Genomic DNA, 22,848 nt, shown 5'->3' with positions numbered 1-22,848 from the left:
TTTATGCGCCTCAAACTCTCTCTCATGCTGGCCGCCGCCCTTGTTTCGGCGACCCCCGTGCCCGTGCTGGCCCAATATACGCTGAACGTCCGCGACGCCGACGTTCGCGCCTTCATCCAGGATGCGGCGCGGATCACGGGGCGGACGTTCGTGATCGACGGGCGTGTCAACGGCAAGGTATCGGTCGTCACCGACCGGCCACTGTCGCGCAGCGAATATTTCGAAATTTTCCTCTCGACGCTGCGTGCCAACGGGCTGGTCGCGGTGCCTAATCCCAACGGCAGCTATCGCATCCAGCCGATCGACGGCGCGGCGACGCAGCCGACGCGCATCGGCAGCGGCGGCGCAGCGCAGAACCAGTTTGTCACCGAAATCATCCGGCTGCGCCATATCGACGCGATGGCGGCTGTCGAAACGCTGCGCCCGCTGGTCAGCCCGCAGGGCTCGCTGACCGCAAACCGCAATGCGAACAGCCTCGTTGTCGCGGATTTCGCCGACAATATCCGGCGCATCCGTGCGCTCGCGTCGAGCATCGACCGCGACACCTCGACCAGCGAGGTCGTTGCGCTGAAGAATGCCGGCGCGCGCGAAATTGCCGCCGCGCTTCAGGCGCTGGTCCCGACGGCGGGCGAGGGTGCGCAGGCGCCGGTCGCGATCGTTCCGATCGACAGCAGCAACGCGGTGGCACTGCGCGGCGATCAGGCAATGGTGGCGCGCTTCGTATCGATGGCGCGCGACCTCGACATGCGCGCAGCGGGCGGCACCGAATTGCGCGTTTACTGGCTGGAACATGCCAATGCCGAAACGCTGCTCCCGACGCTGCAACAGCTTGTCGGCGGCGGCAGCGACCCGGCGCAGAAGGCGGGATTGCCGCCGGCATCCTCATCGTCTTCGTCGGGTGGCAGCGGCGGCACTCCGGCCCCCGCGGCCACGACCACCGCCAGCGCCGCGCCGACCACGGTCAGCGGGGCAGGCGGCAGCATCGCGACGCGCGGTCCGGCGATCGTCACCCGCTACGAAGGCGCGAACGCGATCATCGTCGCCGCCAATGCCGATGTGCAGCGGATGCTCGGCGAACTGATCCGCCAACTCGACGCGCGCCGTCCGCAGGTGCTTGTCGAGGCGATCGTGGTCGAAATCGGCGACGATGCGGCAAAGCGCCTCGGGGTCCAGTTCCTGCTCGGTGGCAAGAATATCCCCTTCGCCGCGACGAGCTATGGCAATGCCCAGCCCAATATCCTGACGCTGGGGGGCGCTTATGCAGCAACCAAGCTGACGCAGGATTCGACGACCGTCGACGGCACGACCGTCGTCACCCAGACGTCGAGCGCGCTCGGCAGCAGCCTGCAGGAAGCCGCGGCGGCGTCGCTGCTCTCGGCCACCGGCGGCTTTGCCGGCTTCGCGGGCGACATCGGCAAGAACACGGTGTTTGGCGCGATCATCAATGCGGTGAAATCGGACACGACGTCGAACCTGCTCGCGACGCCGCACATCGTCACGCTCGACAATCAGGCCGCGAAATTCCTGGTCGGGCAGGAAGTTCCGATCACCACGGGCGAGGCGCTGAGCAAGAATTTCGACAATGCCTTCCGCACCGTCCAACGCGAGGAGGTCGGCATCAAGCTGGAAGTCACGCCGCAGGTCAACGGCGCGGGCGAGGTCAAGCTGTTCCTGCGTCAGGAAGTGTCAAGCGTCGCCGGCCCCGTGTCGTCGCGCAACAGTGACCTCATCCTCAACAAGCGCTCGTTCGAAACGACGCTGACCGTCGACGACGGCCAGATCCTCGCGATCGGAGGGCTGCTCAACGACGACGAACGCAAGACGATCGAGCGGATTCCGCTGCTCAGCGACATCCCGCTGATCGGCGAACTGTTCAAATCACGCAGCCGCAGCCGTGCCAAGACCAATTTGATGGTCTTCATCCGCCCGACGATCCTCAAAAATGCCGAGGACAACGCCGCACTGACGGCGCGCCGCTATGGCTATATCCGCGACTTCCAGCTGCGCCGGAATCCCGGCGAGGAACCCGCGATCGACACGCTGGTGAGGGATTATATGGGCACGACGCCGCCGCTGCCGAGCGCGGCGACGGCCGCCGACGTGACGGTCGGGCCGGGCGAGCCGCCTGCGCTGCGCCGTCCGGACGGCAGCGTCACGCCCGTCGATGTGCCGCCGTCCGAGGGAGGCCAGCCGTGACCGACGCTGTGCCGGCCGCCGCGCCGCAGACGGTGCCGGTCGACATCCCCTATGGCTTCGCGCGCGGTCACGGCGTCGTTATCGCACCCGACGGTGAAGGCTGGCTCGCGACGCTGCGCGAGGGGAGCGACCCGGCGGTGCTGATCGAGGTGAAGCGCTACCTTGCCGCCCCGCTGCGGGTCGTGACGGCAAGCGTCGCCGATTTCGACCGGCTGCTCTCGGACCATTATGCGGTCGACGCGTCGGCGGCGGCAATGGCGGGCTCGCTCGATGGCGGCGACATCGATCTGATTGCGAGCGGCATGCCGAGCGCCGAGGATCTGCTCGACAGCGCCGATGATGCCCCCGCGATCCGCCTCATCAACGCGATCATCGCCGAAGCGGTGCGCCAGGGGGTCAGCGATATCCATATCGAACCCTATGAAAGCGGCCTTGTCGTGCGGATGCGCGCCGACGGCGTGCTGCGCGAACATCTGCGCATGCCCCCGCATGTCGCGCCCGTCGTCGTCAGCCGCATCAAGGTCATGGCGCGGCTCGACATTGCCGAACGCCGAGTGCCGCAGGACGGTCGCATCGCGCTGACGCTGGCGGGCAAGGCGATCGACGTCCGCGTGTCGACGCTGCCCAGTCGCGCGGGCGAGCGCGTCGTCATGCGCATCCTCGACAAGGATACCGCGGGGATCGATTTCGACGTCCTCGGCCTGTCCGGCGAAGCCGACCGCATCCTGCGCGAGGCGCTGGCCGAACCCAATGGCATCATTCTCGTCACCGGGCCGACGGGTTCGGGCAAGACGACCACGCTCTATGCAGCGCTGAAGCAACTCAACGACGGTCAGCGCAATATCCTCACCGTCGAAGATCCGGTCGAATATGCGGTCGAGGGCGTCGGTCAGACGCAGGTCAATGCGAAGGTCGGACTTGATTTCGCGGCGGGACTGCGCGCTATCCTGCGCCAGGATCCGGACGTCGTGATGATCGGCGAAATCCGCGACCGCGAAACCGCCGATATTGCGGTGCAGGCATCGCTTACCGGCCACCTCGTCCTGTCGACCGTCCACACCAACGACGCGGTCGGCGCGATCACGCGCCTCAAGGATCTGAAGGTCGAACCCTTTCTGCTCGCTTCGACCCTGCGTGCCGTGCTCGCGCAGCGTCTGGTGCGCAAGCTGTGCCCGACGTGCCGCGAGCCGGTGCAGGCCGACAATGGCATTGCCGCGATGCTCGGCCTCGACATCGGCACCGTGATCTGGCGGCCCAAGGGCTGCGACGAATGCGGACATACCGGCTTCAAGGGCCGGATCGGCGTGTTCGAGGCGATCAAGGTCGATGAGACGGTGCGCCGCTACATCTATGCCGGCGGCGACGAGTCGATGATCGCGAAGCACGCCTTTCTGAAGGCGCCGACGCTCGCCAGCGCGGCCCGCGCGATGGTCGCAAAGGGGATCACGACGCCGGAGGAAGCGATCCGCATCGCGCGGCGCGAGGATGTCGATGCCTGATTATCGCTATGTGGCGATCGATCCCCAGGGCCGCGAGCGCAAGGGACGATTGACCGCCGCCAACGACGACGCTGCGCGAGCCAACCTTGCCGCGCGAAAATTCCATATCGTCGCGGTCGAGGAAGCGGGTACGCGCGCCGCGCCCGCGCGGTCGCTTTTCGCCTTTCGCAGCGCGCGGTTGAGCGCGAAGGAACTGGCGCTGTTCACGCGCCAACTTGCGACGCTCGCCGAAGTCGCGCCGCTCGAAGAGGCGCTGCGCACGTTGACGCGCCAGAGCGAGGCCGAAAGCGCGCGCGCGGTGATCGGCGACGTTCACGCAGGCCTGCTCGAAGGCCGCCGCCTTGCCGACGCGATGGCACGGCAGCCGGCCAGTTTCCCGCCGCTCTACCGCGCGATGGTCTCGGCGGGCGAAACCACGGGGAGTTTGACGACGATCCTCGCACGGCTGGCCGACCTGCTCGAACGCCAGGCGCAGGTGCGCGGCAAGCTGATCGCCGCGCTTGCCTATCCAGTCGTGCTCGCGATTGTCGCGGTCGGGGTTGTCGCGGCGCTGATGATCTTCGTCGTCCCGCGCGTTGTCGAACAATTCGACGACGTCGGGCAGCAACTGCCTTTCCTGACCCGCGCGGTCATCGCGGTTTCAAGCGTTGCGGCAAACTGGTGGTGGCTGATGCTGCTGCTGATCGCGGGAGCGATTTTCGGCTGGGTCAGCGCGATGCGCCGCCCGGACTTCAAGGCCGGGGTCGATGCCCGGTTGCTCCGCCTGCCGCTGCTCGGCCGCCTGCTGCGCGACCTCTATGCCGCCCGCTTCGCCCGGACGCTCGCGACGATGGTGTCGAGCCGGCTGCCGCTGGTCGAAGGGCTGCGGCTCACCGTGCCGACAATCCGCAACGCCGCGCTTGCCAGTGCAACCGACCGCATCGTCGATCAGGTGCGCGCGGGCGGCAGCCTGTCGTCGGCGCTGCGCGATGCCGGGGTGTTTCCGCCACTGCTCGTCTACATGACCGCAAGCGGCGAAAGCGCGGGTCGACTCGAACAGATGCTCGAACGCGCCGCCGATTATCTCGAACGCGAATTCGACCGTTTTACCGCCGCTTCGATGGCGCTACTCGAACCTGTCATAATTGTCATTATGGGGTCTTGCGTCGCGCTTATCATCCTTTCCATCCTGCTTCCGATCCTCCAGTTGCAGAACCTTGCAGGGCTATAATAGATGTCGCTGATGCAGCTTTTCCTTCGCCTGATGCTCGATCCCTCACGCCCGCCGCGGCGCCGCCGCAAGCGCGACGAGCGCGGCTTCACGCTTACCGAATTGATGGTCGTCATCTTCATTATCGGGCTGCTCGCAACGGTCGTGCTGATCAACGTCCTGCCCAGCCAGGACAAGGCGATGGTGACGAAGGCTAAGGCCGATATTGCGACGCTGGAGAATGCACTCGAACAATATCGGCTCGACAATCTGACGTATCCGGCGACGACCGACGGGCTGAACGCGCTGTCGACGCCGCCGCCGTCGCTGGCGCAGCCCGAACGCTACCGCCGCGGCGGCTATATCAAGAAACTGCCGAGCGATCCTTGGGGACGTCCCTATAATTATCAGGCACCCGCCGCGAACGGAAAGCCGTTCGACGTCTGGTCGCTCGGCGCCGACGGCGCGCCCGGCGGGACCGACGAAAATGCCGACATCCACGGGGACAGCTGACCGCGGTCGCCTCCGGCGCGGCAAGGCGCGTGGCTTCACGCTGGTCGAACTGATGGTCGTTCTGACGATATTGGCGCTGGCCGCGACCGCCGTCGTGCTGACCATCCCGGGCGAGGAACGCAGCGTGCGCAGCGAGGCCGACCGGCTGGCGGCGCGGCTCGCCGCGGCGCGCGACGTCGCGGTGGTCGAGGGACGCAGTGTCGCGGTCAATTTCGCGCCGTCGGGCTATGGTTTCGAACGCCGCGTCGACGGCGCCTGGACGCCCTTGCCCGGCCGGGCCTTTGCGCAGCGCAATTGGCCCGCCGATATCCGCTTCGCCGCTGGCGACGGGCAGGGTGCGGCGCGCATCCTATTCGACCGTGTCGGTACCAGCCCGACGCCGCAGGCGGTGGTGCTGGCGGGCGGCGAGGCGCGCGAAGTGGTCCGCGTTTCGGCAACCGGAGAGGTCAGCCGTGATCGCTAGGCCGTCGATCGCCGGCCAGCGCGGGTTCACCCTGCTCGAAATGCTCGTTGCGCTCAGCATCATCAGCATTGCGGCGCTGACGCTTGTCCGGCTCGATGCCTATGCGGTGCGAACCGCGGGCGATCTCGACGAAAGCACCGTCGCGGGCATCGTCGCGCAAAATCGTGCCGTCGAACTCTGGACCGATCCGGCGCCACCGACGATCGGCGCCAGTACGACCAGCGTGACCAATGCCGGGCGCAACTGGCGGATCGAACAACGCGTCGCCCCGACCGCCGACGACAGCCTGCTGCGTATCGACCTGATCGTCCGGCCCGAGGCGGGGCGCGGGCAGGCGGCGCTGACGATCATCCGGGTAGCGCGATGAGGCGCATTCGCATTTCTTCTCCCTTTGCCCTGAGCTTGTCGAAGGGTCGCCCTTTCTTCGGCGTCAAAGAAAAGAGCGGTGATTCGTCAGGCTCAGCACGAACCGAGGTTGCGATAGGTCAGCACGGCTTCACCCTCGTCGAAATGCTCGTTGCGCTCTCGCTCTTTGCCGCGATCGCGGCGATGGGGGTGAGCCTTCTACGCAGCAGCGTTGACACACAAGAGGCGGTGCAGACGCGGCTCAAGGCGATGAGCGGGATGAACCGCATCCGCGCGGTCATGGCGAACGATCTGGCGCAGGCGGTGCAGCGGCCGACGCGCGGCGCGGCGGGCGAGGCGGTTCCGGCCTTCACCGGCTCGGCGAACGGCTTCGCCTTCGTTCATGCGGGTACGGCTACGATCGAGGGGGGCGCGCGGCCCGATGTCGAACGCGTCGGCTATGCCCTGATCGGAGGTGAGTGGCGCCGCGCGGTGCAGCCGACGCTCGACGGCACGACGCTCGGCGACGGTGACCGGCTGGTCGGCGACGTTTCGGCGGCTGCGGTGCGCTACCGCGACGAGCGCGGCAACTGGAGCGAAAGCTGGTCGAGCGATCCCGACGACCGTTTGCCGCGCGCGGTCGAGGTGCGATTGACCCGAGCCGGACGGCCGCCGCTGACGATGCTGTTCCTGACCGCGCCGACGCTCCCACCGCCGCCGCCTTCGCCCACTGGGGCGACGCCATGACCGGGCCAACACGGGACGATCGCGGGGCGGCGCTGCTCAGCGTGTTGCTGCTCGTCGCGGTCATGGCGGTGATCGCAGCGACCGCGCTCGACCGGTTGACGCTTGCAACGCGGATCGCGGCCAGCGCCGCGACGGTCGATCAGGGACGCGCCTATGCCTTTGCCGCCGAACAGATTGCGCTGCGGCGCGTCGCCAATCTGGTGGCGCGCGATCCGTCGCGACTGTCGAATGACGGCGATTGGCTCGACCGCGATTTTATCCTGCCGCTGCCGGGCGGGCAGGGGAGCGCGCGGCTGAGCGATGCCGACAATTGCTTCAATCTCAACAGCCTGGCCGCCGAAACCGCGCCGGGAAAGCTCAGCCAGCGGTCGGGCGCTACCGCGCAATTTACCGAGCTGATGGTGCTGCTCGGTATCGACCGCGGACAGGCGATGGCGATTTCCGGCGCGGCCGCGGATTGGATCGACAGCGACGGCAACGACGGGCCGCTCGGCGCCGAAGATGGCGTCTATCGCGCGCTCCCCGGCGCCTACCTGCCCGCAAACCGCAAGATGGCCGATGTCAGCGAATTGCGCGCGGTGCGCGGCGTGACGCCCAAAATCTATGCGCGGCTGAAGCCGTGGATATGCGCCTTGCCGCGCGCCGAACCGGTGAAGCTGAACGTCAACACGCTGCGTCCCGAACAGGCGCCGCTGATCGCGATGCTGATGCCGGGGCAGATCAGCATCGCCGATGCGCGGGCGGCGCTGGCGGCCCGACCCGCTGGCGGCTATGGCAGCAGCGTGCGATTCTGGGAGGCGCGCTCGCTCGCCCGGCTTGATCCGCCCACCGACGTGGGCGAACAGGCCGCGGTGACCAGCCGGTGGCTCACGCTGACGACGCAAGTGACGATTGGGGACGGGTTTTTGACGGCACATTCGCTTATCGACGTCAATGGCGGCGCGCCGGGCGCCGGTCAGGCGCCGCCGGTCATCGTCCGCCGGGACTGGGGCGAGGCCGACTGACGTGGCGCGGACGCTGATCCTCTGGCTGCCGTCGGCGGCGGCGCTCGGTGGCGACGAAGCCGCACGGCCTGCCTGGCTGCGCGTCGACGATGGTGTGATCGTCGACAGCGGGCAGGACGACGGCTGGATCGACGCCTGGGAAAAGCCGCAGGACGACGCGGGCGACGATCGGCTCATCGCACTCGCCCCTGCAGGCGACGTGCCGATCCATTGGCGCGCCTATCCCGATGCGGCCCCCGCGCAGGCGGCAGCGGCGGCGCGGGTCGACGCGCTGCGCGACAGTCTGGGGGACGCAGCGGGGCTGCACATCGTCGCCGGTGAACCGGCCGAGACCGGACAGGCGGTGCCGGTGGCGGTCACCACCCACGCCGCGATGACGGCCTGGACCGGCTGGCTCGCGGCAGAGGGGCTGACCGCTGCGGCGATCCTTCCCGCCGCCGCCATCTTGCCGCCGCCCGACGCCGATCATTTGTGGACCGCCGAACTTGGCGGCGAAGCGATCCTGCGCTCGGCCGATCGGGCATGGCGCTCCGATCCGGAAATCGACGCGCTGATCGCGCAGGAGCGAACGATCGTCCCGCTGGGCGCCGATGCGGCGCGGGAAGCGTTGCTGATCTCGCTCGCCGCGCCGCCGCTCGATCTGCTGAGCGGAAGCTGGAAGCCGAAGCGCCGCTGGGCGGCCGATCCGGATCTGGTGCGGATCGGCAAGCGCCTGCTCGCGGCGTTGCTGATCGTCAGCCTGCTGGTCCCGGTCGTTTATGCGGTGCGCCTTGCCGCCGACACCCGCCGCGCCGATGCCGCAGTTGTTGCGGCTGCGGCAACGCTGGGGATCGAAGCTCCCGATGCGACCGCGGCGGAGGCCGAAGTCGATCGCCGGCTGGCCAGCGCGGGCGGCGGGCCGCTCGCCTTTTCGGTTCCGGCGTCGGCTCTGTTCGATGCGATGCGCGACACGCCGGGAGTGACGCTCAAGACGCTGTCGCACCGCACCGACGGGACGCTGACGACGACGCTGGCGGGGCCGCGCGTCGATGATCTTAACAAGGTGCTGCTGGCGCTGCAGGCGCGCGGCTATCGCGTGACCGCGCAGCCGATGGCGGGCACCGACGGCCAGCAGATGGCAAATATTACGGTTCGGGCGGTGCCATGATCGACAGGATGCGCAATTGGTGGGCGGGTTTGTCGCGGCGGGAGCATTGGCTTGTCGGCGTTGCCGCGGCGCTGGCGCTGACGGTGCTCGTCTGGGCGCTCGGCCGTCCGGCCTATGCGGCGCTGGTCGATCTTGGCAGCGACCATGCCGCGGCAATCGAGCGCGAAGGGCGCGTCGCGGCCAAGGTGCATCTTTTGTCGCAGCGTCCGGCGAAGGCGGTCGCCGCGGCCACCGATGCGGTAGCGATCGACCAATTTCTGGCGCAATCCGCGGGCGAGATCGGCCTGACCCTCGACCGTAACGAAGCGCGCGGAACGGCGCAGGCAACCATCGCCATCGCGACTGCGAAGGCGCCCGTCCTCAACGACTGGCTCGCGGCGCTCGAGACGCAGGGGTTCGTTGTCGATCAGCTCACCGTCACCCCCGCCGCCGACGGCACGGTGGGCATGACCGCCGAACTGCGCAAGGGCGGACAGTGATGGCCCGCTCGCACCGTCTCTGGATCGCCGCCGCGGCACTGCTCGCGCTGCTGCTGATCGCCGCGACCTTTCCGATGCGGCTGGCATTGTCGCTCGCCGGGGTCGCCGACGCGGGCTTCAGCGCGCGGACGGTGCGCGGCTCGGTCTGGTCGGGCGAACTTGTCGACGCGCGATTGGGCGCTCTCCCGCTCGGCACGGTCAAGGCCAGGTTGTCGCCGCTCGCGCTGCTGACGGGCGGCACCGAACTCGCCTTTGCGCGCCAGGACGATCGGCTGGGCGCCTTGTCGGGCCGACTCTACGGCACAAACCCGCGCGGCGCCGCCGACGTCAACGGCGTCACAACGCTCGCGGGCGGCCTCGGCGCGATCCCCGTCGACACCATCCGCTTCGAAGGCGCCACCACACGCTTCGACAATGACGGGAAATGCGTGGAGGCAAGCGGGCGGGTGCAGCTTTCGATCGCGGCGCCGATTGCCGGTCTGGATCTGGCGCGCGGGCTGTCGGGACCGCTGAGCTGTGCGAACGGGCGTGCACAGGCGGCGCTGAGCAGCCAGTCGGGGATGGAGCGGCTGACGCTGGGGTTTGACGGTCGTGGCGCGTGGCGCGCGCAGTTCGCGATCACCGTCGACGACGATCCGTCGATGGCGGCGGCGTTGACGATGCTCGGCTTCCGTCCGGCGTCGGACGGCTACGTGCTGGCGACCACGGGCCGATTCTGACATGGCGGCGTTCGACGCCTTGCCCTTTGGCATGGGCGTCGGCCTGGCCGCTTTGGCGGGGTTGCTGCTCGGTAGCTTCCTGGCGACGCTGGTGCTGCGCTGGCCGCTGGGGCGGCCGGTGTTGCGCGGGCGTTCGCAGTGCGATGCGTGCGGCACGGCGCTGACCGCGCGCGACCTTATACCCCTGCTGTCGGCCATCGCGGCGCGCGGTCGCTGCCGTCATTGCGGCGCACCGATTGACGCGCTGCATTGGCGGGTCGAATTGTTGTCGGCGGCGATCGGGGCAGCGGCGCTCGCGCTGATGCCCGGCACCGCGGGCTGGCTCTGGGCGCTGTTTGGCTGGCTGTTGCTGCCGCTCGCGCTGCTCGACGCGCGGCATATGTGGCTGCCCGATCCGCTCAACGTGGTGCTGGCGCTCGCCGGACTGCTGCTCGCCGGGCCGCTGCTCGAAGTAAGTCTGCTCGATCGCTGGATCGGCGCGGTGGCGGGTGGGCTGGTCCTTGCAGCCATCGCTGCCGCCTACCGGCGCGTGCGTGCGAGCGAGGGGATGGGGGGCGGCGATCCCAAGCTGGTCGCGGCGATCGGGTGCTGGATCGGGTGGCAGGCACTGCCGCTGCTGTTGCTGCTCGCCAGCCTGGGCGGGCTGGTCTGGGCGTTTGGCGCGCAACGAAAAGGGGACGGCCCGCTGTCGATGCGGGCCGTCCCCTTCGGTGTGTTCGCTTGCACCGCCGCTTGGGCGACGGTGCCGCTTTGGCCGTTGATCAGCGGCCGATAACGACCGTCACCGCGCGGCGGTTCTTCGCCCAGGCTTCCTCGTTCGATCCGAGTTCGGCCGGCCTTTCCTTGCCATAGCTGATGACATTCATACGGCTCGGGTCGATGCCGAGCGAGGCGAGATAATTCTTCGCAGCGTTGGCGCGGCGTTCGCCGAGCGCGATATTATAGTCGCGGGTACCGCGTTCGTCGGCATGACCTTCGATCGTCACGCGCACCGCGGGATTGCGCTGCAGCCATTGCGCCTGGCTTTGCAGCGTCGCCATATCCTCTGCATCGACATTATATTGATCGAAGCCGAAGAAGATGCGGTCCGAGGCGACGTTGGCGATGAAGTCCTGCTGCGAACCCGGAACGACCGCATTGGGATCAGTTCCCGTGCCGGTCCCGGTGTCGGTCCCTTCGGGGGCCGGCGGCAGCGTTTCGGGGGCTTTCTTCGAACAGGCACCCACAGTCAGCATGGTGATCGCCGCGATCATCGCGGTGGTTTTGCGTATCGTCATGTCGTCTGTCCTTTTTGTTGCGTTTTCAGTCGTGGCGAAATGCGATGAACGTCAATTTAACACAGGATTGAACCCCGCGGTTTTCCTTTGGTTCCGCGCGCGTCGGCGCGCCTCAGGGCAGGATCGGGCCCCAGCTCGGGTCGGACCCGTCCTGCGGCGTAGGCAACCGGCGCAGGTTCACGCCGGTCAGGTCGACCTGCCAGATCGTCGATTTGCCCTCGCGGCCCGATGTGGTGCGGAAGAACTGAATTACGCGGCCGTTGGGCGACCATGTCGGCGCTTCGTCCTGCCAGCTGTTGGTCAGCAGCCGCTCGCCGCTGCCGCTGGGCGTCATCACGCCGATGCGGAACTCGCCGCCGCCCATGCGGGTGAAGGCGATCAGGTCGCCGCGCGGCGACCATTCGGGCGTCGCATAGCGACCACCGCCGAAGCTGATCCGGCGCTGATCGGACCCGTCGACATTCATCGTGTAGATTTGCTGGCTGCCCGACCGGTCGCTTTCGAAGACGATCTTCTTGCCGTCGGGCGAAAAGCTGCCGCCGACGTCGATGCCCGGTGCGTTGGTCAGCCGCACCGGCGTGCCGCCTTCGGTCGAGATGCGATAGATGTCGGTGTTGCCGCCGACCGCCATCGAAAAGAGGATCTGCCGGCCATCGGGCGACCAGCGCGGTGCGAAGGTCGCGTTGCGGCTTTCGGTCACCAGCTTCTGCGTGCCCGCATTGACGTCATAGATGAAGACGCGGACGCGGTCGTTCAGATAGCTGACATAGACGATCTTCCTGTAATCGGGCGAGAAACGGGGGGACAGCGCCAGCGCTTGGCCGTTGGTGATGAAGCGGTGGTTGCCGCCGTCCGAATCCATGATCGCAAGGCGCTTGATCCGGTTCCCCTTCGGCCCGCTCTCGGCGATATAGGCGACGCGGCTGTCGAAGAAGGGCGATTCCCCCGACAGGCGCGAATAGATGGCGTCGGCGCATTTGTGCGCGGCGCGGCGCCAGTCGCCCGGCTGGATTTCGAAACCCTGCCGCACCAGCTCGCTGCCGAGCTGGGTGTCATAGAGATAGCAGCCGACGACGAAGCCGCCGGTGCTGTTCGTCTGGACGAAGCCATGGACGACATTTTCGGCGTTGCGCGCCTGCCAGTCGGCGAAGCGCGGCGCGCGTACTTCGGCCATGCTGATCGCGCGAACGCTGCCGGGGCCGAGCGGCGCGTAAAGCCCGCTGCGTTCAAGATCGGCGGCGATCACATCGGCGATCTGCCGCCCCAGATTGTCGGTGCGCAGCCCGGCGACGGTGGTGACGGCAGGCGTGGCGAAAGCGGGAACCGCGATGACCGTGCGGTCCTGGGACAGCGTGCCTTCGATCGTTTCGCGCGGTTCGGTGGGGATCGCAGGGGCGGGTGTGGGCGATGCGACCTGCGCCAACGCCGGGGCGACGGACAGCATGAGCGCGAGCGGGAGGGCGATGGAGCGAAGCGGCATCTCTCTTACCTCTTGATGAAATCGAGCGTGTAATTCTGCCAGAAGCTGTAATTTTCCTCGGGCAGGTCGAAGGGGGCGGCGAGTTCGATGGCACGCTTGGCGCATTCCTGATGCCGCTGGACCTGGAATTTGTTGCTGTCGTTCTGGCCGCTCGTCTCGACGCTGGTAAATCCGGCGAGCGCCCCCGACTGGGTCAGGCGGAATTTGACCACGGTCTTGAGTTGATCGACCTCGACGCCGCTGATGCGGCACCCGTTCCAGCGCGGACCGACGGCGGCCTTGATGCTGACGTCGATTGAGCGCTTGACCTCGGCCGCCGTCGCGGCGGCCGGTGTGCCCTTGGAAGCCGGTTCCTTTGGCTGTGATCGGCTCAGCCCGTCGACGATGCCATCGAGACGGCCAGTGGGCCGCGACGACTGTTTTTTCGGTTCGGCTTTTGGTGTCGGCCGCGGCGGCGCCTTTTGGGCCGCTGGCGGGGATTTCTTGGGCGTTGCCGGTACGGGTTTCGCGACCTGCTTTGGTGCGGGGGCGGGGGTCGGGCGGACGACGGGTTCGGGCAGCGGCGGGGTCGGCACCGGTTCGGGCGGCGCGGCGATATCGGCCGCATCCTCCTCGCCCAGCCGTGCGGCGGGGGGATTGGTGCTGATGACCGGCGCGGTCGATTGCGGCGCCGTCTCGGCGATCAGGTCGACCTCCATCGGCGGATTGTCGAAGCGGCGCTGGCCCGCGGTCCATTGCACTGACAACAGTACGATAATCACGACATGCGCGGCGACGGCCACGGCGATGCCGCGTCCCTGTGTTGCCCCATATGCCCGTGCTTCGGCCATGATCTTGACCCTATGGCTGCGTTTCTGAACCGTCCGTGACCGCGCTTTCGGCGGCAGCGGCGGTATCGGTGTCGGCGCCTGTCGTCACCAGCGCGATACGCGACAGGCCGGCGCGGTTGAGTTCGCCCATCACCCGCATTACCCGGCCATAGTCGAGCCCCTTGTCGGCGCGCAGCATGATCTGTCGCGGCTTGTCGCCGTCCTTCGTCTCGCGCGCGATGGCATCGAGACGGGCCGGCAGTTCGGCCTCGGGGACGACCTGATCGCCGATATACAGCGTGTCGTCGGCATTGATCGACAGTTGCACCGGCTCCTGCTCTTCGGTCTCGATCGGCTTGGCCCGGCTTTCGGGCAGGTCGATGGGCACCGCCGAGGCAAGCAGCGGCGCGGTGATCATGAAGATGATCAGCAGCACCAGCATAACGTCGACGAGCGGGGTGACGTTGATCTCCGACATCGGCGCCCGGCGCCCGCCGCGCCCGCGACGCCGGCCGCCGACGCCGCCCGAAGGTCCGGTCATCGCCATCAGGCTTCGACCTCCAGTTCGCGGCTGAAGGTCGCGTGCAGGCCATCGGCAAAGCGGCCGAGCCGCGATTCGAGCCGGTTCAGCCGCTGCGAAAAGGCGTTATAGGCAATCACCGCGGGGATGGCCGCGAACAGCCCGATCGCAGTTGCGAAAAGCGCCTCGGCGATCCCCGGCGCAACGACGGCGAGGCTGCTGTTGTTCGACGCGGCAATCGCGGTGAAGCTGCGCATGATCCCCCACACCGTCCCGAACAGGCCGACGAAGGGCGCAACCGAACCGATGGTGGCCAGCGTGCCGATCTTTTCGGCGAGGCGGTCGACCTCACCGGCAACGGCGCTGTTCATCGCAATGCCCAGCCGTTCGCGCGTTCCTTCACGGTCGATGACCTTGCTCCGCGTCGAACGGCGCCACTCGCCGATCCCCGCAGCCAGCACCTTCGCGCTCGGCAATTCTTCATTGCCATTCTTGTCATAGAATTTGTCGATATTGTCGGCGCGCCAGAAATCGCGCTCGAAGCTGTCCGACGCCTTCATCATTTTGCCGACGCCGCGGCCGTGGGTGAAGATCACCGCCCACACATAGATGGACGCGGCAAGCAACCCGATCATTACCGCCTTCACGATGATATCGGCCTGCAGGAACAGCGCGATGGGGGACAAGGTCGCCGCGTCGGCGGCCAGCTTGATATTGTCTAGCAAGGGATGGTCTCTCCATTCATGATCGCGGTAAAGCGGCTGGCCCACCCGGCGGGCTGGCGGCGCGGCCGGCCCTCGGGCGACAGAAAGGCTGCGGTAACACGCCCGTTGGTTAACTCGTCCTGACCGCGAAGGATGCGTTGCGCGATAATCACGCTCGTGCCGCGCACCGCCTCGACGGTGCTGATAACCAGCAAATCGTCGTCGAGCTTGGCCGGGCGTACATATTTGATCGCAAGGTCGGTGACGGCCCAGGCGCCTTCGCCCGCTTCCATCGCCGCGCGCTGGTCGATCCCGGCGATGCGCAGCATGTCCGATCGGGCACGCTCCATATAGCGCAGATAATTGGCGTGATAGACGATGCCGCTGAGGTCGGTGTCCTCGAAATAGACGCGCAGCCGGTAATGATGCGCGGCCCCGACAAAGGCGCCGGGGATGAAAGGAGGCGGAACGTCAACCATAGTTGCGAGCGATAGCGATGCTTCGACTCGTCGCAAAGCCCTCTTGAACGGTTCGTCGCAGCGCGGGGTCGGTTGACGGATTCAAAGCCGCACTTTTCCGTCCTATTTTGCCGCGCCGCCGCCAGAATCGAATAGTCCGTCCTGCACGCCCGCGGGCGGATTGAGGCCCAGATGCTTCCACGCGCTGGCGTTGAGGCAGCGGCCTCGTGCGGTGCGGGCGATCAGGCCGATCTGGAGCAGATAGGGTTCGATCACATCCTCGATCGTGTCGCGCGGCTCGCTGAGGCCCGCCGCTAGCGTTTCGACCCCCACGGGCCCCCCGCGATAGATGTCGGCGATCATGGTGAGGTAGCGGCGGTCCATCGCGTCGAGGCCCAGCGCATCGACCTCCAGCCGGTTGAGCGCCGCGTCGGCCACCCGCGCGTCGACGATCTGCGCCCCCGCCACTGTCGCAAAATCGCGCACGCGGCGGAGCAGGCGCCCTGCGATGCGCGGCGTGCCGCGCGAACGCTTCGCGATTTCGAGCGCGCCGTCGGGCGCGATGCCGAGGCCGAGCAGGCGGGCGGCGCGGCCGATCACCTGTTCGAGTTCGGCATGGGTGTAGAAATTAAGCCGCACCGGGATGCCGAAGCGATCGCGCAGCGGCGTCGTCAGCAGCCCCTGCCGCGTGGTCGCGCCGACGAGCGTGAATTTGGGCAGGTCGATCCGCACGCTGCGCGCCGACGGCCCTTCGCCGATCATGATGTCGAGCGCGCGATCTTCCATCGCGGGATAGAGGATTTCCTCGACTGCGGGCGACAGGCGGTGGATCTCGTCGATGAAGAGGACGTCGCCGTCCTCGAGATTGGTGAGCAGCGCGGCAAGGTCGCCCGCCTTGGCGATGACCGGGCCGCTGGTCGACCGGAAGCCGACGCCCAGCTCCTTCGCGACGATCTGCGCCAGCGTCGTCTTGCCCAGACCCGGCGGGCCGAAGAAGAGCACATGGTCGAGCGCGTCGGCGCGCGCCTTTGCCGCTTCGATGAAGATGCGCAGATTCTCGCGCGCCGCCGCCTGACCCACGAACTCGGCGAGCGACTTCGGCCGCAGCGCGGCGTCGGCATCCTCTGGGGTGCGGATCGGCGTCGTCAGGGCGGGCTCAGTCATAATGCTCTATTGCCTCGCCGGTGATCGAAACCCAAGGCTCCTTGCGCTCCTCATACACCGAATAGTCGGGGACGAAGCCGTGGCCGGGCGCGAAATTGCCGAGCGGGATGGCGTAGGCGTCGTGATAGGGGCGCGCGCGATACCAGACGCCCGAACCGCAGGTGCCGCAAAAGAAGAAGTCGGCGGTGTTGCCGCTCTCGCCGGTATATTGCCACATCTTCGCGCTCGCTTCGCCCTCGATGCGGACCTGCTCGGCGGGAAAGCGGACCTGTGCGGCAAAGGCGCTGCCGCTGCGCGCTTTGCACTCGCGGCAATGGCACACCGACACGCGGATCGGCTCACCCGTGCAGGCAATTCGGATCTGGCCGCAGCGGCAGGAGGCGTGGTGGGTGAGGGCGGTCATTTCGCCGCCTTTTTGAGCGCGACGCGAACCAGCGCATCCAGAGTGGCGCCCGCGCCCAGTTCCTCGCTCGCCGCGGCGACGGCGGCGCTCGCTTCGCCAGGTTTGAAGCCGAGGCCGGTGAGGGCGGTCACGGCATCGCCGAGCGGGCCGGCGGCCGGGACGGCCGCGGGACCGGTGCCGGCGATCCCGCCCAGTGCGCCCGCCTTGTCCTTCAGTTCATGCGCGATGCGTTGTGCGAGCTTCGGTCCGACGCCGTTGGCGCGCGCGATCATTGCGCTGTCGCCGCTGGCGAGTGCGCGCTGCAGGTCGGCGACTTCGAGCGCGGAGAGGATCGCGAGCGCGACCTTTGCGCCGACGCCCTGGACGCTGGTGAGCAGGCGGAACCAGTCGCGTTCCTCGGCGCGGGCGAAGCCGAGCAGGCGCAGGAAATCCTCGCCCACCAGCATTTCGGTGTGGATGGTGACATCGCCGCCGACCGGGCCGAGCGCGTCGAGCGTGCGTGCCGATGCCTCGACCAGATAGCCGACGCCGCCGACGTCGATCACCGCATGGCCTGCGCCGCTTGAATCGAGCCGTCCGGTGAGTTTTGCGATCATGGCGATGTGCTAGCGTGATAGGAATGAAAAGGGAACAGATTTGGTTCACGCGAAGACGCGAAGGCGGGAAGATGTTGCATTTGCCGCAAAGCGGCATTCATCGTCGGGTGGTGCGCGATGACGCGGCGTCAAGGAGAAAGGGGCCTGACGGTCCGAGCCAGCCTCTTCGCGCCTTCGCGTCTTCGCGTGAACCCTTCAAATACGCGGCCGGTGGTTCGCATGGCAGATCGCGACCGCCAGCGCGTCGGCCGCGTCGGCGCCCGCGACCTTCGCGCCCGGCAGCAGGATACGCAGCATCGCCTGCACCTGCTCCTTCGCCGCGCCGCCGGTTCCGACGATGGCCTTCTTGACGAGGCGCGGCGCATATTCGGCGACGGTCAGCCCGCCGCGCGCGCAGCCGAGCAGGACGACGCCGCGCGCGTGCGCGAGCTTCAGCGTCGATTGCGGATTGTCGTTGACGAACACTTCCTCGACCGCTGCCTGCGCCGGGGCATGGTCGGCGATCACGGCCGCGAGTGCAGTATCGAGATACGCCAGCCGGTCGGGCAGGGGCGCCTTTGCGTCGGTCTTGATCTGCCCGTTGGCGATGTGGCTGATCCGGCTGCCCTCGACGCGGATGATGCCCCAGCCGGTACAGCTGAGCGAGGGGTCGAGGCCGAGGATGATCATGTTAGAAGCCCCTCCCGCTTGCGGGAGGGGTTTGGGGTGGGCAAGCGGCGCGCCGTGCATCGGCCCACCCCCGGCCCCTCCCGCAAGCGGGAGGGGAGGGGTTTGTCATCCGAGCTTTTCCATCACCGCGTCGGGGATTTCATAATTGCCCCACACGGTCTGCACATCGTCGTCATCGTCGAGCGTGTCGATCAGCTTGAACAGCGTCTGCGCGACGCTTTCGTCGGCGACTTCGCTTTTCAGCGTCGGGCGCCACGCGAGTTTCACCCCTTCGGCTTCGCCCAGCTTGGCTTCGAGCGCCTTTGCGACTTCGTGCAAGGAATCGACGCTGGTCCAGATGTCATGGCCATCTTCGGTCGATTCGACATCGTCGGCGCCCGCATCGAGCGCGGCTTCGAAGACGGTGTCGGCATCGCCCGCGCTTGCCGCATAGCTGATCATGCCGAGCCGGTCGAAGCCGTGGCTGACGCTGCCCGACGTGCCGAGGTTGCCGCCATTCTTGCTGAACGCGGTGCGGACATTGGTCGCGGTGCGGTTGCGATTGTCGGTCAGCGCTTCGACGATCAGCGACACGCCGCCGGGGCCATAGCCTTCGTAACGGATTTCCTCGTAATTCTCGCCGTCATTGCCCGCGGCCTTGTCGATCGCGCGCTGGATATTGTCCTTGGGCATCGACTGCGCTTTGGCGGCGTTGACCGCCGCGCGAAGGCGGGCGTTGGCGTCGGGATCGGGCAGGCCCATCTTTGCCGCCACCGTGATTTCGCGGCTGAGCTTCGAAAAGAGGCTGCTGCGCTTTTTGTCCTGCGCACCCTTGCGGTGCATGATGTTCTTGAATTTGCTATGGCCGGCCACGGCCTACCTCCCTTAACGGAAAAATCTGGGGCCGCCCCTAGCGCGAAGCGCGGTCGCAGACAACTACGGGCGGCGGCGCCGATCAGACAACCACGGCGGTTCCCGAAGCGCTGACCATCAGCATCGACCCGTTCTGGCCGAGCACTTCATAGTCGAGATCGACGCCGATCACGGCATTGCCGCCAAGGCGCGCGGCTTCGGCTTCCATTTCCTGAATCGCTTCCTTGCGCGCGCGGGCGAGGACATCTTCATATTTGCCCGAGCGGCCGCCGACGATGTCGGTGATGCTGGCGAACAGGTCGCGGAACAGGTTCGCGCCGACGATCACCTCGCCGGTGACGATGCCCAGATATTCGCGGACCGGATGGCCTTCGACAGCGTTGGTCGTGGTGCTGAACATCGTCACTCTCCTTGGCTTGGGGCGGGCTCAGACGATGCCGAGCGCCGATTTGTAAACGTCGAGGATCGCTTCCATTTCCTTGCGGTCGTGGACCGGCATTTTGCGCAGGCGCACGATCTGGCGCATGATCTTGGGATCATAGCCCTGCGACTTCGATTCCAGATACACGTCGCGGATATCGTCGGCGATGCCCTTTTTCTCTTCTTCCAGCCGCTCGATACGCTCGATGAAAAGGCGCAGTTGTTCGTCGGCAGTCGTGGCTTCGCTCATTTTATGCTCCGATGGATTGGAATGGTTGTGGCGAGAATCGCCTTGGGCGTCCGATTAGCGGGGTCAGGGATTCTTGGCCATGCTTTCTTCCATGCGGGCAAGCTGCTGAGGTGTGGCGGCAACGTGAAAGCGCGCCTTCCATTCGGCGGTCGGCATGCCGTGGACGATGGCGCGGGCGCTTTCCTTGTCGAGGTCGCCCGCTTCGGCGATCCAGTCGCCCAGGCAATTGCGGCAAAAACCCGCGAGGCCCATCAGGTCGATATTCGCCGCGTCGCTGCGGTGGCGGAGCAGGCGGACAAGGCGGCGGAAGGCCGCCGCGGCGACGGCATCGTCGATGCTGTCGAGGGGGTCGGCGGTCATCGGTTGGTCATCGCTGCACGACATGACATTCTCCGGTCTGTGGATGAATAGCTATACGGCGGTTGCGCTTCGGCAGGCAACGCGCCATGCCACGCGGCCGTAGCGATATTGTAGATCAAGAGACAAGCGGAGCAATCGTGGTCCAGAGCTTTACCCCCCGCCAGCGCAAGGTGCGTATTCTTGCCACGCTCGGTCCCGCGAGCGCCAATGCCGAGATGATTGCGGCGCTGCACCGCGCCGGCGCCGACGCCTTTCGCGTCAACATGAGCCATGGCGACCATGAAGGCCATGCCAAGGTCATCGCGGCGATCCGCGCGCTGGAAAAGGAAACGGGGCGGCCCACGACGATCCTGGTCGACCTGCAGGGGCCGAAGCTGCGCGTGGGCACCTTTCGCGACGGGCCGGCCGAACTGGCGACCGGCGCCACCTTCGTTCTCGATACCGACAAGGCGCCGGGTGATGCCAGCCGCGTCCACCTTCCGCATCCCGAACTGTTCGCCGCGCTCGAACCCGAGACGCGCCTGCTGGTCGATGACGGCAAGCTGGTGCTGCGCGTCAAGAGCGTCGCGCCCGACCGCATCGAGACGCTGGTCGAGGTCGGCGGCAAGATTTCGGATCGCAAGGGCGTCAACGTCCCCGACGTGGTCGTGCCGCTCGCCGCGCTGACCGAAAAGGATCGCCGCGACCTTGCCTTTGCGCTCGACCAGCATGTCGACTGGATCGCGCTGTCCTTCGTCCAGCGGCCCGAGGATGTTGCCGAGGCGCGACGGCTGATCGGCGGCAAGGCGGCGCTGCTGGTCAAATTCGAAAAGCCCGCGGGGGTCGCGCGGCTGGAGGAAATATTGGAGATTGCCGACGCGGCGATGGTCGCGCGCGGCGACCTGGGCGTCGAATTGCCGCCCGAGGCGGTGCCGCCGCTGCAAAAGCGGATCGTTGCGGCGGCGCGGCGGATGGGCAAGCCGGTCGTGGTCGCGACCCAGATGCTCGAATCGATGATCGTCTCTCCGACGCCGACCCGCGCCGAAGTGTCCGACGTCGCGACGGCCATCTATGACGGCGCCGACGCGATCATGCTGTCGGCGGAAACGGCGGCAGGGGCGTGGCCGGTCGAAGCGGTGACGATGATGGATTCGATCGCGCGCTCGGTCGAAAGCGATCCCGACTATTACCGGCGGTTGCACTTCACCGAGACGCAGCCCGATGCGACCACCGCCGATGCGCTGGCCGAGGCCGCGGGCAGCATCATCGAGACGATCGCCGCCGATGCGATCATCTGTTTCACCGCATCGGGATCGACCGCGCGCCGCGTCGCGCGCGAGCGGCCGAATGCGCCCTTGCTCGTGCTGACCCCGAAGCGCGATGCGGCGCGGCGCATGGGGCTGCTGTGGGGGGCGCATGCGGTGCCGACCAAGGATATTGGCAGCTTCGAGGAGATGATCGCCAAGGGTAAGCGCATGGCGCTACGCCACGGCATCGGCAAGGCGGGGGCCAAGCTGGTGATGATGGCGGGGGTGCCCTTCGGGACGCCGGGTTCGACCAATGTGCTGCACGTCGCGACGCTGACCGGCGACGAACTGCGCGGCTATAGCTGAACCGGACGCCGGTGCGGCCGAGTCGATTCAAATCGAGACAAGAGTTAGCGGCGGATTCAGAAAATTTTCGCGCTGATTCAGTTCGAGACGCTTTAAAATGGTAAATGGACTTTGCACCATTGACCGTGCGCGGCATAGTCGCTGGAACGAAGGCGACGGCGCACCGCGGTGGGGGCGCTTCTGCAAATCCGGAGGTTGAGCCCGCGTGTCCGCACCGTTCCGTTTTCCGCGCTTTTTCGTGACCAGCCCGGCGCCGTGCCCCTATCTGGCCGGCAAGACCGAGCGCAAGGTTTTCACCGAACTGAGCGGCAATAATGCCAATGAGCTGAACGACGCGCTCGGCCGGATCGGCTTTCGCCGTAGCCAGTCGGTCGCCTATCGCCCAAGCTGCGCCGATTGCACCGCCTGTGTGTCGGTGCGCGTCTGTGCAGGCGAGTTCAAGCCGAGCGGATCGCAGAAGCGGACGATCCGCCGCAACGCCGATCTGGTTGTCACCGCTTGCAAGCCCTGGGCGACCGAAGAGCAATATGCGCTGCTGCGATCCTATCTCGGCGCGCGCCACCCCGATGGCGGCATGGCCGATATGGACGAACAGGATTTTGCCGACATGGTCGAGCAGACTCCGGTTGACAGCTATATGATCGAATATCGCGAGCCGACGACCGATGGTTCGCGCGGCCGGCTCGTCGGCTGCTGCCTGACCGACCGTCAGGGCGACGGCCTGTCGATGATCTACAGCTTCTTCGATGCCGCCCATCCGCTGCGCGAGGGGCTGGGCACCTTCATCATCGCCGACCATATCCGCCGCGCGTCCAAGGCGGGGCTGCCTTACGTCTATCTGGGCTATTGGATCGAAGGGTCTGCCCGCATGGCGTATAAGGCGCGCTTCCGCCCGCTGGAAAAGCTGGGCCCGGAAGGCTGGACGCGGTGCGAGCCCGTGGCGTCCGATCGCATTGCCGCGATGTTCGAGATCGCCTGACCGACCAAGACGCG

28 protein-coding genes are annotated in these 22,848 nt (G+C 67.0%); 14 read left to right on the top strand and 14 right to left on the bottom strand.

Annotation, left to right across the window (positions count from 1 at the left end):
* Positions 1 to 3: 3 nt before the first annotated feature.
* From gspD to ACT17R_RS13105, 12 genes are all read left to right on the top strand, one after another.
* Positions 4 to 2,196: a type II secretion system secretin GspD gene (gspD, locus tag ACT17R_RS13160; protein WP_444809589.1), complete on the top strand. Its 2,193-nt coding sequence runs from the start codon at positions 4 to 6 to the stop codon at positions 2,194 to 2,196.
* A complete protein-coding gene (locus ACT17R_RS13155; RefSeq protein WP_263588364.1) occupies positions 2,193 to 3,695 on the top strand; it encodes a GspE/PulE family protein in 1,503 nt (500 codons plus the stop codon). Before gspD ends, ACT17R_RS13155 begins: the two co-directional genes overlap by 4 nt.
* A complete protein-coding gene (gspF, locus tag ACT17R_RS13150) occupies positions 3,688 to 4,905 on the top strand; it encodes a type II secretion system inner membrane protein GspF (RefSeq protein ID WP_444809588.1) in 1,218 nt (405 codons plus the stop codon). The genes ACT17R_RS13155 and gspF overlap by 8 nt, the downstream gene beginning before the upstream one ends.
* A 12-nt stretch (positions 4,906 to 4,917) precedes the next feature.
* A complete protein-coding gene (gene gspG, locus ACT17R_RS13145; protein WP_040589238.1) occupies positions 4,918 to 5,397 on the top strand; it encodes a type II secretion system major pseudopilin GspG in 480 nt (159 codons plus the stop codon).
* Positions 5,372 to 5,860: a type II secretion system protein gene (locus tag ACT17R_RS13140; protein ID WP_444809587.1), complete on the top strand. Its 489-nt coding sequence runs from the start codon at positions 5,372 to 5,374 to the stop codon at positions 5,858 to 5,860. The genes gspG and ACT17R_RS13140 overlap by 26 nt, the downstream gene beginning before the upstream one ends.
* Positions 5,850 to 6,227, top strand: coding sequence for a type II secretion system minor pseudopilin GspI (gene gspI, locus ACT17R_RS13135; RefSeq protein WP_320249858.1), 378 nt, complete (start codon positions 5,850 to 5,852; stop codon positions 6,225 to 6,227). The genes ACT17R_RS13140 and gspI overlap by 11 nt, the downstream gene beginning before the upstream one ends.
* A 113-nt stretch (positions 6,228 to 6,340) precedes the next feature.
* Positions 6,341 to 6,952 carry a type II secretion system minor pseudopilin GspJ gene (gspJ, locus tag ACT17R_RS13130; protein WP_255265976.1) on the top strand — a complete coding sequence of 204 codons (612 nt, stop codon included), beginning with the start codon at positions 6,341 to 6,343 and terminating at the stop codon, positions 6,950 to 6,952.
* Positions 6,949 to 7,956, top strand: a complete 1,008-nt coding sequence (gene gspK / locus ACT17R_RS13125; RefSeq protein WP_320249860.1) for a type II secretion system minor pseudopilin GspK — start codon at positions 6,949 to 6,951, stop codon at positions 7,954 to 7,956. Before gspJ ends, gspK begins: the two co-directional genes overlap by 4 nt.
* A 1-nt stretch (position 7,957) precedes the next feature.
* A complete protein-coding gene (gene gspL / locus ACT17R_RS13120; RefSeq protein WP_444809586.1) occupies positions 7,958 to 9,103 on the top strand; it encodes a type II secretion system protein GspL in 1,146 nt (381 codons plus the stop codon).
* Positions 9,100 to 9,582 carry a type II secretion system protein GspM gene (gspM, locus tag ACT17R_RS13115; protein ID WP_062902108.1) on the top strand — a complete coding sequence of 161 codons (483 nt, stop codon included), beginning with the start codon at positions 9,100 to 9,102 and terminating at the stop codon, positions 9,580 to 9,582. Before gspL ends, gspM begins: the two co-directional genes overlap by 4 nt.
* The gene (locus ACT17R_RS13110) at positions 9,582 to 10,301 is read left to right on the top strand and encodes a type II secretion system protein N (RefSeq protein ID WP_444809585.1); all 720 of its coding nucleotides are present in this window, start codon (positions 9,582 to 9,584) and stop codon (positions 10,299 to 10,301) included. The genes gspM and ACT17R_RS13110 overlap by 1 nt, the downstream gene beginning before the upstream one ends.
* Before the next feature lies 1 nt (position 10,302).
* Positions 10,303 to 11,076: a prepilin peptidase gene (locus ACT17R_RS13105; protein WP_444809584.1), complete on the top strand. Its 774-nt coding sequence runs from the start codon at positions 10,303 to 10,305 to the stop codon at positions 11,074 to 11,076.
* Here the strand turns inward: ACT17R_RS13105 and pal are convergent.
* From pal to ACT17R_RS13035, 14 genes are all read right to left on the bottom strand, one after another.
* Entirely contained in the window at positions 11,063 to 11,578 is a 516-nt protein-coding gene (gene pal, locus ACT17R_RS13100; protein WP_174531846.1) for a peptidoglycan-associated lipoprotein Pal, read from the bottom strand. The two genes, ACT17R_RS13105 and pal, sit on opposite strands and share 14 nt — an antisense overlap.
* Positions 11,579 to 11,690: 112 nt before the next feature.
* A complete protein-coding gene (gene tolB, locus ACT17R_RS13095) occupies positions 11,691 to 13,058 on the bottom strand; it encodes a Tol-Pal system beta propeller repeat protein TolB (RefSeq protein WP_444809583.1) in 1,368 nt (455 codons plus the stop codon).
* A 5-nt stretch (positions 13,059 to 13,063) separates the two neighbouring features.
* A complete protein-coding gene (locus ACT17R_RS13090; protein ID WP_444809582.1) occupies positions 13,064 to 13,888 on the bottom strand; it encodes a hypothetical protein in 825 nt (274 codons plus the stop codon).
* Between the two features lie 10 nt (positions 13,889 to 13,898).
* Positions 13,899 to 14,414, bottom strand: a complete 516-nt coding sequence (gene tolR / locus ACT17R_RS13085) for a protein TolR (RefSeq protein ID WP_086456699.1) — start codon at positions 14,412 to 14,414, stop codon at positions 13,899 to 13,901.
* Positions 14,414 to 15,112: a protein TolQ gene (gene tolQ, locus ACT17R_RS13080; protein ID WP_003039244.1), complete on the bottom strand. Its 699-nt coding sequence runs from the start codon at positions 15,110 to 15,112 to the stop codon at positions 14,414 to 14,416. Before tolQ ends, tolR begins: the two co-directional genes overlap by 1 nt.
* Positions 15,106 to 15,570, bottom strand: a complete 465-nt coding sequence (locus ACT17R_RS13075) for a YbgC/FadM family acyl-CoA thioesterase (protein WP_444809581.1) — start codon at positions 15,568 to 15,570, stop codon at positions 15,106 to 15,108. Before ACT17R_RS13075 ends, tolQ begins: the two co-directional genes overlap by 7 nt.
* Positions 15,571 to 15,672: 102 nt before the next feature.
* Positions 15,673 to 16,713 carry a Holliday junction branch migration DNA helicase RuvB gene (ruvB, locus tag ACT17R_RS13070; RefSeq protein ID WP_217373280.1) on the bottom strand — a complete coding sequence of 347 codons (1,041 nt, stop codon included), beginning with the start codon at positions 16,711 to 16,713 and terminating at the stop codon, positions 15,673 to 15,675.
* The gene (locus ACT17R_RS13065; RefSeq protein WP_444809580.1) at positions 16,706 to 17,116 is read right to left on the bottom strand and encodes a GFA family protein; all 411 of its coding nucleotides are present in this window, start codon (positions 17,114 to 17,116) and stop codon (positions 16,706 to 16,708) included. Before ACT17R_RS13065 ends, ruvB begins: the two co-directional genes overlap by 8 nt.
* Entirely contained in the window at positions 17,113 to 17,712 is a 600-nt protein-coding gene (gene ruvA, locus ACT17R_RS13060; protein ID WP_234179606.1) for a Holliday junction branch migration protein RuvA, read from the bottom strand. Before ruvA ends, ACT17R_RS13065 begins: the two co-directional genes overlap by 4 nt.
* 195 nt (positions 17,713 to 17,907) lie before the next feature.
* A complete protein-coding gene (ruvC, locus tag ACT17R_RS13055; protein ID WP_444809579.1) occupies positions 17,908 to 18,381 on the bottom strand; it encodes a crossover junction endodeoxyribonuclease RuvC in 474 nt (157 codons plus the stop codon).
* A 105-nt stretch (positions 18,382 to 18,486) separates the two neighbouring features.
* Entirely contained in the window at positions 18,487 to 19,233 is a 747-nt protein-coding gene (locus ACT17R_RS13050) for a YebC/PmpR family DNA-binding transcriptional regulator (RefSeq protein WP_003039229.1), read from the bottom strand.
* Between the two features lie 82 nt (positions 19,234 to 19,315).
* Positions 19,316 to 19,633, bottom strand: a complete 318-nt coding sequence (locus ACT17R_RS13045) for a YbjQ family protein (protein WP_003039226.1) — start codon at positions 19,631 to 19,633, stop codon at positions 19,316 to 19,318.
* A 27-nt stretch (positions 19,634 to 19,660) separates the two neighbouring features.
* Complete coding sequence (locus ACT17R_RS13040; RefSeq protein ID WP_003039223.1) at positions 19,661 to 19,903, bottom strand: DUF2312 domain-containing protein; 243 nt, start codon at positions 19,901 to 19,903, stop codon at positions 19,661 to 19,663.
* A gap of 63 nt (positions 19,904 to 19,966) precedes the next feature.
* A complete protein-coding gene (locus ACT17R_RS13035) occupies positions 19,967 to 20,287 on the bottom strand; it encodes a DUF1244 domain-containing protein (RefSeq protein WP_003039221.1) in 321 nt (106 codons plus the stop codon).
* 113 nt (positions 20,288 to 20,400) lie between these two features.
* Here ACT17R_RS13035 and pyk point away from each other — a divergent pair, with 113 nt between their 5' ends.
* Entirely contained in the window at positions 20,401 to 21,855 is a 1,455-nt protein-coding gene (gene pyk / locus ACT17R_RS13030) for a pyruvate kinase (protein WP_003039219.1), read from the top strand.
* 205 nt (positions 21,856 to 22,060) lie between these two features.
* Positions 22,061 to 22,834, top strand: a complete 774-nt coding sequence (locus tag ACT17R_RS13025; protein ID WP_003039216.1) for an arginyltransferase — start codon at positions 22,061 to 22,063, stop codon at positions 22,832 to 22,834.
* Positions 22,835 to 22,848 lie beyond the last annotated feature (14 nt).

The organism is Sphingopyxis sp. Q841, from assembly GCF_052384365.1.
Taxonomy (GTDB): Bacteria; Pseudomonadota; Alphaproteobacteria; order Sphingomonadales; family Sphingomonadaceae; genus Sphingopyxis; species Sphingopyxis terrae_A.
The sequence above is the reverse complement of the archived record's forward strand: the minus strand, read 5'-3'. Positions and strand labels throughout refer to the sequence as shown.

Coding starts and splice junctions, on each gene's coding strand:
- gspD (WP_444809589.1), top strand. CDS start 4: ATGCGCCTCAAACTCTCTCTCATGCTGGCCGCCGCCCTTGTTTCGGCG.
- gspF (WP_444809588.1), top strand. CDS start 3,688: ATGCCTGATTATCGCTATGTGGCGATCGATCCCCAGGGCCGCGAGCGC.
- gspG (WP_040589238.1), top strand. CDS start 4,918: ATGCAGCTTTTCCTTCGCCTGATGCTCGATCCCTCACGCCCGCCGCGG.
- ACT17R_RS13140 (WP_444809587.1), top strand. CDS start 5,372: ATGCCGACATCCACGGGGACAGCTGACCGCGGTCGCCTCCGGCGCGGC.
- gspK (WP_320249860.1), top strand. CDS start 6,949: ATGACCGGGCCAACACGGGACGATCGCGGGGCGGCGCTGCTCAGCGTG.
- gspM (WP_062902108.1), top strand. CDS start 9,100: ATGATCGACAGGATGCGCAATTGGTGGGCGGGTTTGTCGCGGCGGGAG.
- ACT17R_RS13110 (WP_444809585.1), top strand. CDS start 9,582: ATGGCCCGCTCGCACCGTCTCTGGATCGCCGCCGCGGCACTGCTCGCG.
- ACT17R_RS13105 (WP_444809584.1), top strand. CDS start 10,303: ATGGCGGCGTTCGACGCCTTGCCCTTTGGCATGGGCGTCGGCCTGGCC.
- pal (WP_174531846.1), bottom strand. CDS start 11,578: ATGACGATACGCAAAACCACCGCGATGATCGCGGCGATCACCATGCTG.
- tolB (WP_444809583.1), bottom strand. CDS start 13,058: ATGCCGCTTCGCTCCATCGCCCTCCCGCTCGCGCTCATGCTGTCCGTC.
- ACT17R_RS13090 (WP_444809582.1), bottom strand. CDS start 13,888: ATGGCCGAAGCACGGGCATATGGGGCAACACAGGGACGCGGCATCGCC.
- tolR (WP_086456699.1), bottom strand. CDS start 14,414: ATGGCGATGACCGGACCTTCGGGCGGCGTCGGCGGCCGGCGTCGCGGG.
- ACT17R_RS13075 (WP_444809581.1), bottom strand. CDS start 15,570: ATGGTTGACGTTCCGCCTCCTTTCATCCCCGGCGCCTTTGTCGGGGCC.
- ruvB (WP_217373280.1), bottom strand. CDS start 16,713: ATGACTGAGCCCGCCCTGACGACGCCGATCCGCACCCCAGAGGATGCC.
- ACT17R_RS13065 (WP_444809580.1), bottom strand. CDS start 17,116: ATGACCGCCCTCACCCACCACGCCTCCTGCCGCTGCGGCCAGATCCGA.
- ruvA (WP_234179606.1), bottom strand. CDS start 17,712: ATGATCGCAAAACTCACCGGACGGCTCGATTCAAGCGGCGCAGGCCAT.
- ruvC (WP_444809579.1), bottom strand. CDS start 18,381: ATGATCATCCTCGGCCTCGACCCCTCGCTCAGCTGTACCGGCTGGGGC.
- ACT17R_RS13045 (WP_003039226.1), bottom strand. CDS start 19,633: ATGTTCAGCACCACGACCAACGCTGTCGAAGGCCATCCGGTCCGCGAA.
- ACT17R_RS13040 (WP_003039223.1), bottom strand. CDS start 19,903: ATGAGCGAAGCCACGACTGCCGACGAACAACTGCGCCTTTTCATCGAG.
- ACT17R_RS13035 (WP_003039221.1), bottom strand. CDS start 20,287: ATGTCGTGCAGCGATGACCAACCGATGACCGCCGACCCCCTCGACAGC.